15 protein-coding genes are annotated in these 14,289 nt (G+C 63.2%); 11 read left to right on the top strand and 4 right to left on the bottom strand.

Features of this window, described 5'->3' with window-relative positions:
* The first annotated feature begins 255 nt into the window (after nucleotides 1-255).
* The 6 genes from XB14_RS10215 to XB14_RS10190 all read left to right on the top strand — a co-directional run bounded on the left by XB14_RS10215 (nucleotide 256) and on the right by XB14_RS10190 (nucleotide 5,177).
* Complete coding sequence (locus XB14_RS10215) at nucleotides 256-702, top strand: iron-sulfur cluster assembly scaffold protein (protein ID WP_143348319.1); 447 nt, start codon at nucleotides 256-258, stop codon at nucleotides 700-702.
* 1 nt (nucleotide 703) lies between these two features.
* Nucleotides 704-1,078 carry a membrane protein insertion efficiency factor YidD gene (yidD, locus tag XB14_RS10210; protein WP_077961464.1) on the top strand — a complete coding sequence of 125 codons (375 nt, stop codon included), beginning with the start codon at nucleotides 704-706 and terminating at the stop codon, nucleotides 1,076-1,078.
* A complete protein-coding gene (locus tag XB14_RS10205) occupies nucleotides 1,075-1,503 on the top strand; it encodes a DUF2267 domain-containing protein (RefSeq protein ID WP_077961463.1) in 429 nt (142 codons plus the stop codon). The genes yidD and XB14_RS10205 overlap by 4 nt, the downstream gene beginning before the upstream one ends.
* A gap of 12 nt (nucleotides 1,504-1,515) precedes the next feature.
* Complete coding sequence (locus XB14_RS10200) at nucleotides 1,516-2,055, top strand: DUF1697 domain-containing protein (RefSeq protein WP_077961462.1); 540 nt, start codon at nucleotides 1,516-1,518, stop codon at nucleotides 2,053-2,055.
* A 220-nt stretch (nucleotides 2,056-2,275) separates the two neighbouring features.
* Entirely contained in the window at nucleotides 2,276-4,258 is a 1,983-nt protein-coding gene (thrS, locus tag XB14_RS10195) for a threonine--tRNA ligase (RefSeq protein ID WP_077961461.1), read from the top strand.
* Nucleotides 4,259-4,337: 79 nt separating this feature from the next.
* Nucleotides 4,338-5,177: a lysophospholipid acyltransferase family protein gene (locus tag XB14_RS10190; protein ID WP_077961460.1), complete on the top strand. Its 840-nt coding sequence runs from the start codon at nucleotides 4,338-4,340 to the stop codon at nucleotides 5,175-5,177.
* Between the two features lie 30 nt (nucleotides 5,178-5,207).
* On the opposite strand, the gene XB14_RS10185 is transcribed toward XB14_RS10190, so the two are convergent.
* Complete coding sequence (locus tag XB14_RS10185) at nucleotides 5,208-6,221, bottom strand: hypothetical protein (protein ID WP_077961459.1); 1,014 nt, start codon at nucleotides 6,219-6,221, stop codon at nucleotides 5,208-5,210.
* 100 nt (nucleotides 6,222-6,321) lie between these two features.
* Here XB14_RS10185 and XB14_RS10180 point away from each other — a divergent pair, with 100 nt between their 5' ends.
* Both XB14_RS10180 and XB14_RS10175 read left to right on the top strand, forming a co-directional pair.
* Nucleotides 6,322-6,906: a nitroreductase family protein gene (locus XB14_RS10180; protein WP_077961458.1), complete on the top strand. Its 585-nt coding sequence runs from the start codon at nucleotides 6,322-6,324 to the stop codon at nucleotides 6,904-6,906.
* Nucleotides 6,906-7,508, top strand: a complete 603-nt coding sequence (locus tag XB14_RS10175) for a flavin reductase family protein (RefSeq protein WP_077961457.1) — start codon at nucleotides 6,906-6,908, stop codon at nucleotides 7,506-7,508. Before XB14_RS10180 ends, XB14_RS10175 begins: the two co-directional genes overlap by 1 nt.
* A gap of 21 nt (nucleotides 7,509-7,529) precedes the next feature.
* On the opposite strand, the gene XB14_RS10170 is transcribed toward XB14_RS10175, so the two are convergent.
* On the bottom strand, nucleotides 7,530-8,228 hold the full coding sequence (locus XB14_RS10170; protein WP_077961456.1) for a hypothetical protein: 699 nt from the start codon (nucleotides 8,226-8,228) through the stop codon (nucleotides 7,530-7,532).
* A 74-nt stretch (nucleotides 8,229-8,302) separates the two neighbouring features.
* On the opposite strand from XB14_RS10170, the gene XB14_RS10165 reads away from it, so the two are divergent.
* Nucleotides 8,303-9,439 carry a DUF2336 domain-containing protein gene (locus tag XB14_RS10165; RefSeq protein WP_077961455.1) on the top strand — a complete coding sequence of 379 codons (1,137 nt, stop codon included), beginning with the start codon at nucleotides 8,303-8,305 and terminating at the stop codon, nucleotides 9,437-9,439.
* 272 nt (nucleotides 9,440-9,711) lie between these two features.
* Here XB14_RS10165 and XB14_RS10160 read toward each other — a convergent pair whose 3' ends face one another.
* Nucleotides 9,712-10,125: a hypothetical protein gene (locus XB14_RS10160; RefSeq protein ID WP_077961454.1), complete on the bottom strand. Its 414-nt coding sequence runs from the start codon at nucleotides 10,123-10,125 to the stop codon at nucleotides 9,712-9,714.
* A 222-nt stretch (nucleotides 10,126-10,347) separates the two neighbouring features.
* Between XB14_RS10160 and XB14_RS10155 the strand changes: the two genes are divergently transcribed.
* The gene (locus tag XB14_RS10155; protein WP_077961453.1) at nucleotides 10,348-10,818 is read left to right on the top strand and encodes a GNAT family N-acetyltransferase; all 471 of its coding nucleotides are present in this window, start codon (nucleotides 10,348-10,350) and stop codon (nucleotides 10,816-10,818) included.
* Nucleotides 10,819-10,934: 116 nt separating this feature from the next.
* Here the strand turns inward: XB14_RS10155 and parE are convergent, their stop codons facing one another.
* On the bottom strand, nucleotides 10,935-12,995 hold the full coding sequence (parE, locus tag XB14_RS10150) for a DNA topoisomerase IV subunit B (protein ID WP_077961452.1): 2,061 nt from the start codon (nucleotides 12,993-12,995) through the stop codon (nucleotides 10,935-10,937).
* 248 nt (nucleotides 12,996-13,243) lie between these two features.
* Here parE and XB14_RS10145 point away from each other — a divergent pair, with 248 nt between their 5' ends.
* Nucleotides 13,244-14,128 (top strand): alpha/beta hydrolase, encoded by an 885-nt coding sequence (locus tag XB14_RS10145; RefSeq protein ID WP_077961451.1) that lies wholly within the window; start codon nucleotides 13,244-13,246, stop codon nucleotides 14,126-14,128.
* The last annotated feature ends 161 nt before the right edge of the window (nucleotides 14,129-14,289 follow it).

Below are 14,289 nucleotides of genomic sequence, written 5' to 3'. Positions count from 1 at the left end.
CTTGGGTTCCGTCGGCGGGCTCCGGGGCTTTCGGGTCCTGGCTTAACAGTGCACTGGACCTTCCGGCACGGTTTCCCAAACAACAGGCGACATTCGTCCCTTGCGGAACTGTCACCCCAACACGACATAGCATATAGTATGGTGCCACAGAGATGAAAGAGGCGGAGCGTGTTGCGTCGTGCTTTTTTCCCGTCTACCGGAGAAAATCATGCGTCGATCACTCAAAACCGCGAAAAATCAGTCGGATCGCGTCAAATGATGGATGACATCTACAATAGCCGAATTCTCGAATTTGCCGGCAATATTCCGCGTGTCGGGACGCTCGGCGATGCCGATGCAGACGCGACGGCGCATTCGAAGCTTTGCGGTTCCAAGGTGCATATCTGGCTGAAGATGGACGGTGGCGTGGTCACCGATTTCGCCCATGACGTGAAAGCCTGCGCGCTCGGCCAGGCGTCGTCCTCGATCATGGCTCGCCATGTCGTCGGCGCCGCCGCGGAAGAGATCCGCCAGGCCCGCGCAGACATGCTGGCCATGTTGAAGGCGGACGGCGAGGGGCCTTCGGGCCGTTTCGAGGACATGCGCTTCCTGCGTCCTGTGAAGGATTACAAGGCGCGCCACGCGTCGACTATGTTGACCTTCGATGCCGTCGTCGATGCCATCGAGCAGATCGAGGCGAAGCGACCGCTCGCGGCCGTCTGAAATGTGCGGCGAACCGAATTGCCGGCATGCGGAGCACGGGAAGGCAGCGCCGGCGGTCCGTGGCCGAAACTGGTCCGGCCCCTACAGCAAGACACCGGGGCGGCTTGCGGGCATGGCGCTGATCCGCGCCTATCAGTTGACGCTTTCGAGCTTTATCGGCAATTCGTGCCGGCATCTTCCGACCTGCTCGGAATATGGCTACGAGGCCATCGCCCGCCATGGCTTCTGGGCCGGAGGCTGGATGACGCTGTTTCGCGTGGCCCGCTGCGGACCGGGCGGAACGCATGGTTTCGATCCGGTGCCGGAGCGGCTCGAACCGCGCCTCGTCTGGTATGCGCCGTGGCGTTTTTGGCGACCGCGGCCGAAGGTTGGATGATCGCCATGCCCATGCCGATGGAATACCGCCAGGCTTCTGAAGACTTCGATCGCTTCATCCTCGATGTCTGCGAGCTTGCCGGGCTGCAGACAACGAACCAAGCCTATACGATGGTGCAGGCGGTGCTGCAGACGTTTCGCCGGCGACTGGATATCGAGGACGCCATCCTGTTTGCCGACGTCCTGCCCCCTGTCGTCAGGGCGATCTTCGTTGCCGAATGGGATCTTGAAGAGCCTAGACCTCCGTTTTCGGGGCGTATCGCCATGACCCGCGAAGTGCAGGCGCTCCGGCCGGACCACAACATCTCGCCCGACAGCGCCATCGCCGACGTGGCTGGCGCCTTGCGTCGCAACATCGACGAGGCGAAGCTCGACCGGGTTCTTGCCCGGCTGCCCGCAGGTGCAGCCGATTTCTGGCGCGCGTGAATGGGAGACGAGATGAACAGCTACGTCGCCTTGCTCTATAGCATCGTTCTCGGTGCCGGGCGGCGCGTCGTGATGGCCGATCTGCGAGGGATGGCCGATGGCCTCGGCTTTCGCGCACCGCGAACCCTGGTTGCGACAGGCAATCTCGTCTTTGAGACCGGACAAACGTCCGCCCGTGCCCTCGAAACGCCGCTCGAGAAGGCTTTCGCCGCGACATTTGGCCGGCATGTCGACATTATCGTCCGGTCCGGCGCCGGCTGGCTGACGCTTGCGGCCTCCAATCCATTTCACGACGAGGGCGAGGACGATGCGACGCGCGTCCACGTGCGGGTGATGCGCGATCCGCTCGACGAAGCCGCGCTCGACGGGCTGCGGCGCTACTGTAGCGCGGGCGAACGCCTTGCCGTCGTCGATGGTGATCTCTGGGTACATTTCGCCGGCCAGGCGAGCGAATCGAAACTGCTCGGCGCCATGACCACCAAGCGTCTCGGCATCGGAACGTTCCGCAACTGGAACACGGTGAAGGGGCTTGCCGAGATGTTGCGCAGCTAGTTTCCGTCGCAGCCTTCGCCTTTACTCACTTTCGAAAACCCTTTATCAGGCTACGGCGTGTTTCCCTGGGTCGCCTCCGGCTGAGGGACATGCAGCAATCCAAAGCACTACAGCGGCCCCTGCGCGTCTGACGGATGCGACGCTGTATCGTCAATTCACCGGTCATTTCCGGTCAACCATACCACCCGCATTCGTTGGCGGGACTGGATAGGAGATCATCATGTCGAATCCTGTTTCCCTTACATTTCCTGATGGCTCGGTGCGCGAATACCCGTTCGGCACGACCGGCCGTGACGTGGCAGAATCGATTTCGAAGTCGCTCGCCAAGAAGGCGGTCGCGATTGCGCTCGACGACGAGTTGCGCGATCTGTCTGATCCCGTGACCAATGGCCGGCTCGAGATCGTCGTTCGCGACGACAAGCGTTCGCTCGAACTGATCCGCCACGATGCCGCGCACGTGATGGCGGAAGCCGTGCAGGAACTGTGGCCGGGAACACAGGTGACCATCGGTCCGGTCATCGACAACGGCTTCTACTACGACTTTGCCAAGAACGAGCCCTTCACGCCGGACGACCTGCCGGTCATCGAAAAGCGGATGAAGGAGATCATCGCGCGCAACAAGCCCTTCACCAAGGAAGTCTGGTCGCGCGACAAGGCCCGCCAGGTGTTCGCCGACAAGGGTGAGACCTACAAGGTCGAACTCGTCGACGCGATCCCCGAGGGGCAGGATCTCAAGATCTACTACCAGGGCGACTGGTTCGACCTTTGCCGCGGCCCGCACATGGCCTCGACCGGCCAGATCGGCACGGCCTTCAAGCTGATGAAGGTGGCTGGCGCCTATTGGCGCGGCGACAGCAACAATGCGATGCTGACCCGCATCTACGGCACGGCCTGGCACACCCAGGAAGAGCTCGACCAGTACCTGCACGTGCTCGCCGAAGCCGAGAAGCGTGACCACCGTCGCCTTGGCCGCGAAATGGACCTGTTCCATTTCCAGGAAGAGGGCCCGGGCGTCGTCTTCTGGCACGGCAAGGGCTGGCGCATGTTCCAGACGCTGGTCGCCTATATGCGCCGCCGGCTCGCCAACACCTACCAGGAAGTCAACGCGCCGCAGGTGCTCGACAAGTCGCTCTGGGAAACATCGGGTCACTGGGGTTGGTACCGCGACAACATGTTCAAGGTGACGGTTGCCGGTGACGAGACCGACGACGAGCGCATCTTCGCGCTGAAGCCGATGAACTGCCCGGGCCACATCCAGATCTTCAAGCATGGCCTGAAGTCCTATCGCGAACTGCCGGTGCGTCTCGCCGAATTCGGTAACGTTCATCGCTACGAGCCGTCGGGCGCCCTGCATGGCCTGATGCGCGTGCGCGGCTTTACCCAGGACGACGCGCACGTGTTCTGCACCGACGAGCAGATGGCGGAAGAATGCCTGCGCATCAACGACCTGATCCTCTCGGTCTATGAGGACTTCGGCTTCAAGGAAGTGGTGGTCAAGCTCTCCACCCGTCCGGACAAGCGCGTCGGTTCCGACGAGCTCTGGGATCGCGCCGAAAGCGTGATGATGGACGTCTTGAAGACGATCGAGGCGCAGTCGGAAGGCCGCATCAAGACCGGCATTCTGCCGGGTGAGGGCGCGTTCTACGGTCCGAAGTTCGAGTACACGCTGAAGGACGCCATCGGCCGCGAATGGCAGTGCGGCACGACCCAGGTCGACTTCAACCTGCCGGAGCGTTTCGGTGCCTTCTACATCGACAAGGAATCGGAAAAGCGCCAGCCGGTGATGATCCATCGCGCCATCTGCGGTTCGATGGAGCGCTTCCTCGGCATCCTGATCGAGAACTTCGCCGGCCACATGCCGCTCTGGGTCTCGCCGCTGCAGGTGGTCGTCGCGACGATCACGTCCGAGGCCGACGACTACGGTCGCGAGGTTGCCGAACTGCTGCGTGACGCCGGCCTGACCGTCGAGACCGACTTCCGCAACGAGAAGATCAACTACAAGGTCCGCGAACATTCGGTGACCAAGGTTCCGGTCATCGTCGTCTGCGGCAAGCGCGAGGCCGAAGAGCGTTCGGTCAACATCCGTCGTCTGGGCTCGCAGGCGCAGACCGCCATGTCGCTCGACGAAGCGATCGCCTCGCTTTCGCTCGAAGCCATGGCGCCGGACCTCAAGCGCAAGTTGGAAAAGAAAGCCCGGGGTTGAGACCCCGGGCACTTGCTTTGTCAGCAAACTGTCATATTAGCGGAATATCCGGATAAGATCGTATCCCTCGGAGATTTCCGTGCAGTTCAAAGAGCTGTCCTACGCCAATGAGAACGACCGGCGCCTGAAGCGCTGGTTCATTCGCTCCATGGAAGGCCTGTCGGGCCGCAACCGCTATGCCAGGCTCTATACGCGCTGGCGGTCCGACATCGTCGGCAAAAGCGACCGGGTCTTCGGAGAGATGCTGCAGCTCATCGACGTGAAGCTGCAGACGAAGGGCGAGTGGCCGCCGCGGAATTTGCCTGATACGCCGATCGTCATCATCGCCAACCATCCCTTTGGCATCGGCGACGGCATTGCCGTCCTGGCGCTCGCCGAGCAACTCGGCTGCCCGTTCCGCGTTCTCATCAACAACGAATTGCTGAAGGTGCCGGAAATGGCGCCTTACTCCTTGCCGGTGTCCTTCGAGGAAACCAAGGAGGCACTGGCGGTCAACATGGCGACGCGCCATGAGGCGCTGCGTCTGCTGAAGGAAGGCGTGACGATCGTCATCTTCCCGGCCGGCGGTGTGGCGACGGCGCCGAAGGGCTTTGGCCGCGCCGAGGACCTGCCGTGGAAGATCTTCCCGGCAAAGCTGATCCAGGCGGCGCGGGCGAGCGTGATCCCGATCTACTTCGAAGGGCAGAACGGGCCGTTCTTCCACCTGGCGAGCAAGATTTCACTGACGCTGAGATTGTCGCTGCTGATCCGCGAGTTCCGTCGCCTGTCCGGAACGACGATCGCGGCGCGCATCGGCCGGGTACTGACGCCCGAGGATCTCGGTGCCTGTGGCGATCGCAAGGATCTGCTGGCGCGCATCTATGAGGCGGTCTTTTCCATGGCGCCGCCGCGTCGGCGTTTCATGCGGCGGGCAAGCTGACGTCAAGTCAGTAGCCTTCCGCTACGTGAACTAGTCCTGTGCTTCCGAGACGACGCTCGCATTGGCGTTCGCATTGTTGCCGCCACTGCTGAGCAGCACTTCCACGTCCATGTTGACCCCGGCCTTCACCGTGAAGTCGCGCTCGTAGATCTTGTCCTTGTAGCGCGCCACGGCGGAATAGCTGCCCTCAAGCAGAACCTGCGTCGGGAAGGCGCCGTTGGCTTCGCTCACCGTGTCGCCGGCGGAGGTGAGGATCGTCCAGGCGGTGTTGGCGATCGCTTCGCCGCCCGGCTCCGAGACCAGCTTGAGCGTGAGCTTGGCAGCGCGATGCTGCATGGTTGCTTCGGTCAGCTTGCCGGCTTCGACCTGGATGTCTGCAGCGGTCGAGGCGTTGGTCGTGCCGCCGTAGCTGGAGGTCACGTGATAGGTTCCGGCGCCCAGCCGGACCACCGTGTTCGGCTTGACGTCCTCGATGATGAGAGCCCGTTCGCCGTCGCTCTTGGTGTCAGCGGAATAGACGTCGAAGCTGAGTTCGGCCGGTGGGATGCGGACGTCGCTGCCAGAGACGGCATTGAGCTTCATGCCTCCGGCATCAAGCACCAGCACCTGCTTGTCGAGCGCGCCTTGCTCGGGCACGCGGATCTTGCGCGTTGCCGAGGCGCGTCCGAAGGAGACGTTGACGAAATAGTCGCCCGGCACGAGGTTGAACGCGGTGGAGCCGCCTTCCGACGTCGCAAGCAGCGGCAACTTGCCGTCGCTTCCGGGGATCGGGCTGAACACCCGCCAGGTGAGGCCGGCCTCGACCGGTCCGCCTTTTTCCGTGAGCAGCGCTTCGAGCTTGATGTCCTTCAGCGTGCCGTCGGCAAGCGGATCTGATGTCATCGGGCTGAAGCCCGTCAGCTTCGGCATCTTGCGCGGGCCGGCGATCGAGGGGAAACTTTCGAAGGCCTGGGTCGGATCCTCGGCGAACGCATTTCCCGTCACGGTGCCGGCGATAAGGATCGCAAGACCGGCCTTAAGGAAAATACGAGAGAACGCACGCATGAGAACAGTTGACTTCCTGACTGAGTGACTCCACTTGGGACGCCGATATGGCATTTTCGTGGCTGCCTGTGGGGCGGCAAATTAGTGGAATTCATCTGACATGAAAACCGAAATTAAGCTCGTCGACTACCTGACGTCCCGTCGCTCGATCCCCGCCTTCCAGATGGGAGCGCCTGGACCCGGCAAGGCCGAAGTCGAGGAAATGCTGAAGCTCGCCTCGCGCGTGCCGGATCACGGCAAGCTCGCGCCCTGGCGCTTCATCGTCTATCGCGGCGAGGAACGGGTGCGCATCAGCGCCAAGCTGAAGGCGATGGCGCTGGAGCTGAAGCCCGACCTGTCTGAAGAGATGATCAAGGTGGAGGAAACCCGGCTGTCGCGCGCGCCCGTCGTCGTCGCCGTCGTCAGCACCGCCGCGCCGCATTTCAAGATCCCCGAATGGGAGCAGGTTATGTCTGCCGGTGCGGTCTGCCTCAACCTCCTGATGGCCGCGAACGCGCTCGGCTACGCCTCCAACTGGCTGACCGAATGGTATGCCTTCGACGAGCGCGCCTATCCGTTGCTGGGTGTGAAGCCGGGTGAGAAAATTGCCGGCTTCATCCATATCGGCACTGCCATGGTGCCGCCGACGGAACGGCCACGGCCGGAGCTTGGCGAAATCGTCACCTGGGTCGGTGAGGAAGCCTGATGTTCTACGAGACCGCCTTAAACAGTCATGGCCTGCCGCATGACCCCTTCAAGGCGATCGTCTCCCCGCGGCCGATCGGTTGGATCGGTACGCGGTCGGCCGAGGGCGCCCTGAACCTCGCGCCCTATTCCTTCTTCAATGCCATCAGCGACCGGCCGAAGCTCGTTATGTTTTCCTCGAGCGGCTACAAGGATTCGGTCCGCAACATCGAGGCAACCGGCGAATTCACGGCGAGCTTCGCCAGCCGTGATCTCGCCGCCGCCGTGAACAAGACGTCGATCCCGGCGCCGCACGGCGAGAGCGAATTCGAGATCGCCGGACTGACGCCGGTCGATGGCGCGCTGGTTAACGCGCCCTTCGTCGCGGAAGCCTATGCCGCGCTCGAATGCCGGATGACCGAAATGTTCCAGCCGAAGGACCTGGATGGCGCGCAGTCCGACAACTACGTCGTCATCGGCCAGGTCGTCGGCATCCATATCCGCGAGGAAGCGATCCGCGACGGCCGTTTTGACATGGCGACGGTCAAGCCGCTCGCTCGCCTCGGCTACATGGATTATTGCGACGGCGGCGACGTCTTCCAGATGACCCGTCCGACGCGCTGACTGGAGCGGGCAGGTTGAGCGTCATTCGCTGCCGGCGATGATTGCCTGTTCGAGCGACCGACAGACGACCGAGGCGAATCCATCATTCCTGCTTTGCGAAAGCGCCCAGCGCGTGGCAGCCGCGTCGGCGGTGGCCGGCAGTACTTCAAAAGCGGGTACGCCCGCCTCATGCGCCCTCAGCACCACATTTGCGCGGGCGACGAGCACGGGCGCCGCAACGCCCTGATGCGGGGCGCTCGCGGGCTCCTTGCAACCGACCGCCCTTGCCAGTGCCGAGCCGTCGAAGATCAGCCCTTCCAGCCGTTGTGACGCTTCCGTCAGCCGGTGCGGTGACAGCAAGCCCTCGGGCGCGCCGCCGTATTCGGCGTAGATCCTGATGCGATCGGCGGCAATGCTGGTTCTTGCTTCGGCAACCCGCAACATCACGTCGAGCTTCTGTATGTCCGCGCGACCGCGGCATCCGGAAAGCACGACGCCATCGATGCCCGCGGCAAGCAACCGGCACAATTCGTCCTCACCGGATAGCTCGGCCGGCTCCACGCGCGCAAGTATCGCGAAATCGCGTTCTTGCAGGCGGGTGAGGCTGAAAAGTTTTTCGTCGCTACAGCCAGCATCAAGGATGAGCCCGGCCAGGGTGTTGAGAACGGTCACGTCCAGGCTGAGCGCGGTGCCGTCGTCAAGGAGCAGCGGCCTTATGGTTTGGAGGCGGTTAACAGACATGGTGAACCAATCTTAAACCTTTGCGCGCTAGGCTCTGAACATCGGTGGCAGTGGCGTGGTCTAGTGGGGCGTAGGTGATCATACAAGCATTTCTTCGCTGGGTGGAAACGGCGAGAACAGGCGAACGCATGCGCGCCGCCAGCGCGCTCGCCCGCGCCTATGTCGACGCGCAGCTGAACGGCCTTGATCGTCGCGCCGCCGAAATGGCCATGACATTCCTGCTGGACGACCCGTCGCCGAAGGTTCGCCATGCATTGGCCGAGGCGCTTTGCAGTTGTTCGTCCGTGCCGCGGGCCATCATTCTTGGTCTCGCCGCGGACCAGCCCGAAATCGCCTATCTCGTCGTCTCGCATTCGCCTGTGCTCACCGACGGCGACCTGGTCGATCTCGCTGCGCGAGGAACACTCGAGACCCGCGCACTGATCGCCGCGCGCAGCTTCGTTTCGCGTGCGGTCGCCGCCGCGATCGCCGAAATCGGCGACGAAGACGAGATGCTGATCCTCTTGGAAAATCCCGGTGCTCATCTGTCACGCCGCTCGCTGAAGCGCATTGCCGAGCGGCTTGGCCATTCCGCGGCGGTCCGCGACCTGCTTCTTGCGCGCAACGACCTGCCGAGCGAAGCCCGCCATGCGCTTGTCGAAGAGGTCGGCGCGGCGCTTGCCGCCTTCGGCCTCGTGCAGGTGACGATTGGAGAGGCTCGCGTGCAGCGCGTCACCCGTGAAGCCTGCGATATCGCCGCCTTGGGCATGGTCGGAACAATGGCGGTCGAGGACCTGCCGGGCCTCGTCACGCATCTGCGCGAGACCGGCCGGCTGACACCCGCCTTCCTGCTGCATGCGCTCGTGACCGGCCGCGCCGAGTTTTTCTCGGCCGTGATCGTCGATCTCTCCGGCGTCAATGAAAAGCGCGTGCGCTCAATCCTGTCCGGGGGGCGCATTCACTCCATCCGGGCATTGTTCGAAAGCGCCGGGCTCGGCCGCGACGTCAGCGAGACCTTCGCGACGGCCGTGCTCTTGTGGCGCCAGGATAGGCCGGATGCAATCGACGATCACGCGACGGTCTCGGCCGAACTGCTCGCACGGCTACGACGCGGCCGGGCAACGTCGCCGACCGACGCCGCCATGATCGATCTGCTCGAGCGCCTGGCATTTGCCGAGGAGCGTCAGTCGGCCCGCGATTACGCGGAACTTGCCGCACGCCAGGCCGCCTGAACAGAGACGACCTGATCTGGCTCGCGCGCGACGGCACCACGCGCGTGCTCAAAGGCCCCCGTTCGGCCGGCGAGACCGCGTTTTCCTCACGTCTTGCTGCGCCCTTCGATGCCGGTCTGCGCCTCATCGTGCGCGAACTGGGGCATGCTCGCGCAGTTCCAACGAAAAGGCGCGCCGCGTGCTCGGTGGCAGCAGCGCTCCGCCGAGAGGCCGTCGTGGCCTCGGCGAACAGCCTGATTGCGGCTGGCCCCGCCTGCGGCATGCGGGCGGCCTCAGTCGGTAAAGCGGCGCGCGACCCAGGAATAGCCATCCTCGACGTAGCGTACCGGCTTCGTGACGATGGTCTTGAGCTTTTCCCGATCGGGGATCGCGCCTGACAGGAAAGCCAGCGTGCGCTTCGGCAATCCTTGCTCGGGTTCCGGCTCCGTCGTCTGAACGGGCGGCGTCTCGTTCTGCTGGGAGCCCGGTGGCGGCGCGGGGATTTCGGCGACGCTTGGTGCGGAGCTCTCGCAAACCGCGACGACAACCGGATAGTTCGCATTCGAGAACTTCGGCAATTGTGCGTTCGATGCCGTGTCGCATTGCGCGATCGATGGCCAGGTGCCGTTGACCGTCGAGATGTACTGGCATTGGCTGACGTCGTGGTCGCAGCCGAGAATGGTCATGACTATCAGCGCCGCTTGCATCGCGTTCCCATCGTCTTTGTAGGTTGTGGTGGATCAACCTATGCCTGCATGATTCTCCCCGAAATAGGGCGATGTTGCCGGCGACGCGGAACAAATTATTTCAGCCTGTTAGGCGGATTGATGGGGAGGCATGAGAGCCTGCGTCATTTGACGTATTGGTCCAGCCGTGATCCGACGGTAGTTTTGAGGCAAAGCCATGCCTGAATGAAAAGGACGAACCGATTGCCTGCCGTAACCATCGCCCTGGAGACGCCGCGCCAAGCTGAAGTTCTGCGCCTGCTGGAACTCTCCGACGCCTACGCCGCCTCGCTCTATCCCCCCGAGAGCAACCACATGGTCGACCTGTCGAGCCTGGAAAAGCCGGAGGTGTCGTTCTTCGTCGCAAGGCGTGACGGCGATATCGTCGGCTGCTGCGCGCTGGTGGATGCGGGTGACGGGACGGCGGAAATCAAGCGCATGTTCGTCGATCCCGAAGCGCGAGGACTGCGGGTCGGAAAGCTGCTGTTGCAGGCGCTGGAGGCGCGCGCGGCGCAACTCGGATTGGCGGCAATCCGCCTCGAAACCGGTATCTACCAGCCCGAAGCGATCGGCCTTTACAAGGCGGCGGGATATGCCGAACGCCCGCCGTTCGCCGACTATCAGCCGGATCCGCTCAGCCTCTTCATGGAGAAGTCCGTTCGCGCGGCGGCATGAGCTCGGCTTGCCAGTAAGCTTTTTAAACGGAAACGGCGGCCTTTGGGCCGCCGCTTTCGTTCGAAAGATCGTAAGCGTGATGGCGGGCGGAAAGCCGCCCAGCACGTCGCTCAGGCTCAGATGTCCAGATTTTCCGCAAAGACGGCGCGTTCCTGGATGAAGCGGAAGCGGGCATCCGCCTTCGTGCCCATCAGGTTGTCCACCGCCTCGCGCGTGCCCTCGAAATCGACATCGTCGATCTCGACCTTCAGCAGTGTGCGGAACTTCGGATCCATCGTCGTTTCCTTGAGCTGCGCCGGCAGCATCTCGCCGAGGCCCTTGAACCGGCCGATCTCGACCTTGCCGCGACCCGCAAATTCGGTCCGCATCAGTTCCTCGCGGTGCGCGTCGTCGCGGGCATAGAGCGTTTTCGAGCCCTGGCTGATGCGATAGAGCGGCGGCACGGCGAGATAGAGGTGACCGCCACGGATCAGTTCGGGCATCTCCTGATAGAAGAAGGTGATCAGCAGCGAGGCGATATGCGCGCCATCGACGTCGGCGTCGGTCATGACGACGATGCGCTCATAGCGCAGGTCCTCTTCGCGGTACTTGCTGCGGGTGCCGCAACCAAGCGCCTGGATGAGGTCGGCGATCTGCTGGTTCGCGCCGAGCTTTTCTCGGCCCGCACTCGCGACGTTGAGGATCTTGCCGCGCAGGGGAAGGATCGCCTGGTTGGCGCGGTTGCGCGCCTGTTTTGCCGAGCCGCCTGCGGAGTCGCCTTCGACGATGAAGAGTTCGGCGCCCTCTGCTGTGTTCTGCGAGCAGTCGGCAAGCTTGCCGGGCAGCCGCAGCTTGCGCACGGCCGTCTTGCGGTTGACTTCCTTTTCCTTGCGCCGGCGCACGCGCTCTTCGGCGCGCTCGACCACCCAATCCAAGAGCTTGTCGGCCTCTACCGGGTTATCGGTGAGGTAGTGGTCGAAGGGGTCGCGCAGCGCGTTTTCGACGATGCGCTGAGCCTCGACCGTCGCGAGCTTGTCCTTGGTCTGACCAACGAATTCGGGCTCGCGGATGAAGACCGAGAGCATGCCGGCTGCCGAGATCATCACGTCGTCGGTGGTGATGATCGCCGCGCGCTTGTTCTGCTTCAGTTCGGCATAGTTCTTCAAGCCCTTGGTCAGCGCAATGCGGAAGCCCGCCTCGTGCGTGCCGCCCTCGGGCGTCGGAATGGTGTTGCAGTAGGAATGAACCTGCTGGTCGCCGCCGTACCAGGTGACCGCCCATTCGAGCGAGCCGTGACCGTTGGCCTTCTCCGACTTGCCGGCGAAGATCTCGCGGGTGACGGTGAATTCCTTGCCGAGGGTGGCCGCCAGATAGTCCTTCAGGCCGCCCGGAAAATGGAAGACGGCCTTGTCCGGGATTTCCGAGCCTTCCTGCAAAAGCGACGGATCGCAGGACCAGCGGATTTCGACGCCGCCGAAGAGATAGGCCTTCGAGCGCGCCATGCGGAACAGCCGGCCGGGCTCGAAATGCGCGTGCGGTCCAAAAATGTCCGGATCGGGATGGAAGCGAACGCGCGTGCCGCGGCGGTTGTGCACGTCGCCGAGCTCTTCGAGCCCGCCCTGCGGAATGCCGCGGGAGAAGCGCTGGCGGTAGAGCTTGCGATTGCGGGCGACCTCGACTTCGAGCGCATCGGAAAGGGCGTTGACGACGGAGACGCCGACGCCGTGCAGGCCTCCCGAGGTCTCATAGGCCTTGCCGTCGAACTTGCCGCCGGCGTGGAGCACGGTCATGACGACTTCGAGCGTCGACTTGCCGGGGAATTTCGGATGGTTCTCGACCGGGATGCCGCGGCCGTTGTCGGTGACGGTCAGGAAGCCCTCGGCATCGAGATTGACCTCGATAAAGTTCGCATGGCCGGCGACGGCTTCGTCCATCGAGTTGTCGATGACTTCGGCAAAGAGATGGTGCAGCGCCTTTTCGTCGGTGCCGCCGATATACATGCCCGGGCGACGACGAACCGGCTCAAGGCCTTCGAGCACCTCGATCGCCGAGGCGTCGTAGTCGCTACCGTCGCTACCTTTCGGGGCAGGGCGCGGTTCTTCGCGCGCGACGGGCGCCACAGGCACGGCCGGCTTGGCGCTCGGCTGTACGGGCTTCGGTTGCTCGGGCATTGAGAAGAGGTCGCTGTTGTCGTCCATGGGGCCGTTCGGATCGTTCCTGTCGTTCGGGAATGCCAGAGGCCATAGCAAGCCCCAGGCTTTGCCGCCATCCCTCGGCGGTCGAATCACCTGAATTCTGCCAGACTCTCACAGGATACGCGAACAAAAGGAGAATTTCTGGTACGGACCGCCGGCTTTCCTTCGCCTTGGCGACCGTGTTGCGGGCCGAGTGTTGCTTTGAGGAACGGCCAATGGCAAGGCTTGCAGGATAAGAGGGAGCCCGTCATTTGGCCGTGTCCACAGTTGTTTTTCCGTTTCGCGCCGGCCTGTTCGCCCTGGCCTTGGCAATCGCCGCTTCGCCGGCGCAGGCTCAGGTGCTGAAGCCCTACAAGGACGAGCTTTTCTCCTACGCGAAGGTGCTGCGCGAGCAGGATGGTGGAGACGACCTGACGGTCGATTATCAGGAGCTGCGCGATATCAACGAGCGCGACGAAATCCCCGAACGCCGCGTGAAGCGCGCTTATGTTTCGCTCGGCGTGAAGAGCGAACAGGTCAATGAAACGCTCGATATCGGCGGTCGCGCGCTTGACGTGACGCGCGTCGGCCCTGATCGCGGCGCCGGCTTTTCGGTCATCTTTATCCATGGTCGCGGCGGCGACCGCCGGCTCGGCGTCAACGATTTTTCCTTCGGCGGAAACTTCAACCGGCTGAAGAACCTCGCCGTCGCCAATGGCGGCACCTATTATGCGCCGAGCGTCCGGTCCTTCGATACGGCAGGCGCGGCCGATATCGCCGGACTGGTCAGATACGCCTCCGAACGCTCCGGCGGCCGTCCGGTCGTGCTCGCCTGCGCCTCGATGGGAAGCTTCATCTGCTGGGGCGTTTCCCGCGACGCGTCCGCGGTTGCAGCGCTCAGCGGCATGATGGTGATGGGGGGCGCGAGCGACCCGGATTTCACGAAAAGCGCCGCCTACAAGGCAAAGCTCCCCATGTTCTTTAGCCATGGCAGCCGCGACACCGTCTATCCCGCCGAAGGTCAAAAGGCGCTCTACCGTGCGCTGAAGGCCAAGGGCTACCCCACGCGTTTCATACTCTTCGAAACCGGCTCGCATGGAACGCCGGTGCGCATGACCGACTGGCGCGATGCGCTGAACTGGATCGGCAGCCGCTAACGCATGTCGCGCAAAAAGTGTGCAGCGGTTTTGCGGCAGCGACATGCATCAAAACAAGAGCTTAAGGCCTGGCGTGTGAATCTTCGTTCACGCGACAGGCGATAGGCGTCGCCTTGTTGCTGCGGATTTGTTAACCAGCCCGCCAATTTGCCAGCGAAACA

Source organism: Ensifer adhaerens, assembly GCF_002007205.1.
Lineage (GTDB): Bacteria > Pseudomonadota > Alphaproteobacteria > Rhizobiales > Rhizobiaceae > Ensifer > Ensifer adhaerens_D.
This window is presented reverse-complemented; position numbering and strand designations above follow the sequence as displayed.

Excerpts from the sequence above, each read along its gene's own strand:
- XB14_RS10215 (WP_143348319.1), top strand. The coding sequence starts at position 256 with ATGATGGATGACATCTACAATAGCCGAATTCTCGAATTTGCCGGCAAT.
- yidD (WP_077961464.1), top strand. The coding sequence starts at position 704 with ATGTGCGGCGAACCGAATTGCCGGCATGCGGAGCACGGGAAGGCAGCG.
- XB14_RS10205 (WP_077961463.1), top strand. The coding sequence starts at position 1,075 with ATGATCGCCATGCCCATGCCGATGGAATACCGCCAGGCTTCTGAAGAC.
- XB14_RS10200 (WP_077961462.1), top strand. The coding sequence starts at position 1,516 with ATGAACAGCTACGTCGCCTTGCTCTATAGCATCGTTCTCGGTGCCGGG.
- thrS (WP_077961461.1), top strand. The coding sequence starts at position 2,276 with ATGTCGAATCCTGTTTCCCTTACATTTCCTGATGGCTCGGTGCGCGAA.
- XB14_RS10185 (WP_077961459.1), bottom strand. The coding sequence starts at position 6,221 with ATGCGTGCGTTCTCTCGTATTTTCCTTAAGGCCGGTCTTGCGATCCTT.
- XB14_RS10180 (WP_077961458.1), top strand. The coding sequence starts at position 6,322 with ATGAAAACCGAAATTAAGCTCGTCGACTACCTGACGTCCCGTCGCTCG.
- XB14_RS10175 (WP_077961457.1), top strand. The coding sequence starts at position 6,906 with ATGTTCTACGAGACCGCCTTAAACAGTCATGGCCTGCCGCATGACCCC.
- XB14_RS10170 (WP_077961456.1), bottom strand. The coding sequence starts at position 8,228 with ATGTCTGTTAACCGCCTCCAAACCATAAGGCCGCTGCTCCTTGACGAC.
- XB14_RS10160 (WP_077961454.1), bottom strand. The coding sequence starts at position 10,125 with ATGCAAGCGGCGCTGATAGTCATGACCATTCTCGGCTGCGACCACGAC.
- parE (WP_077961452.1), bottom strand. The coding sequence starts at position 12,995 with ATGGACGACAACAGCGACCTCTTCTCAATGCCCGAGCAACCGAAGCCC.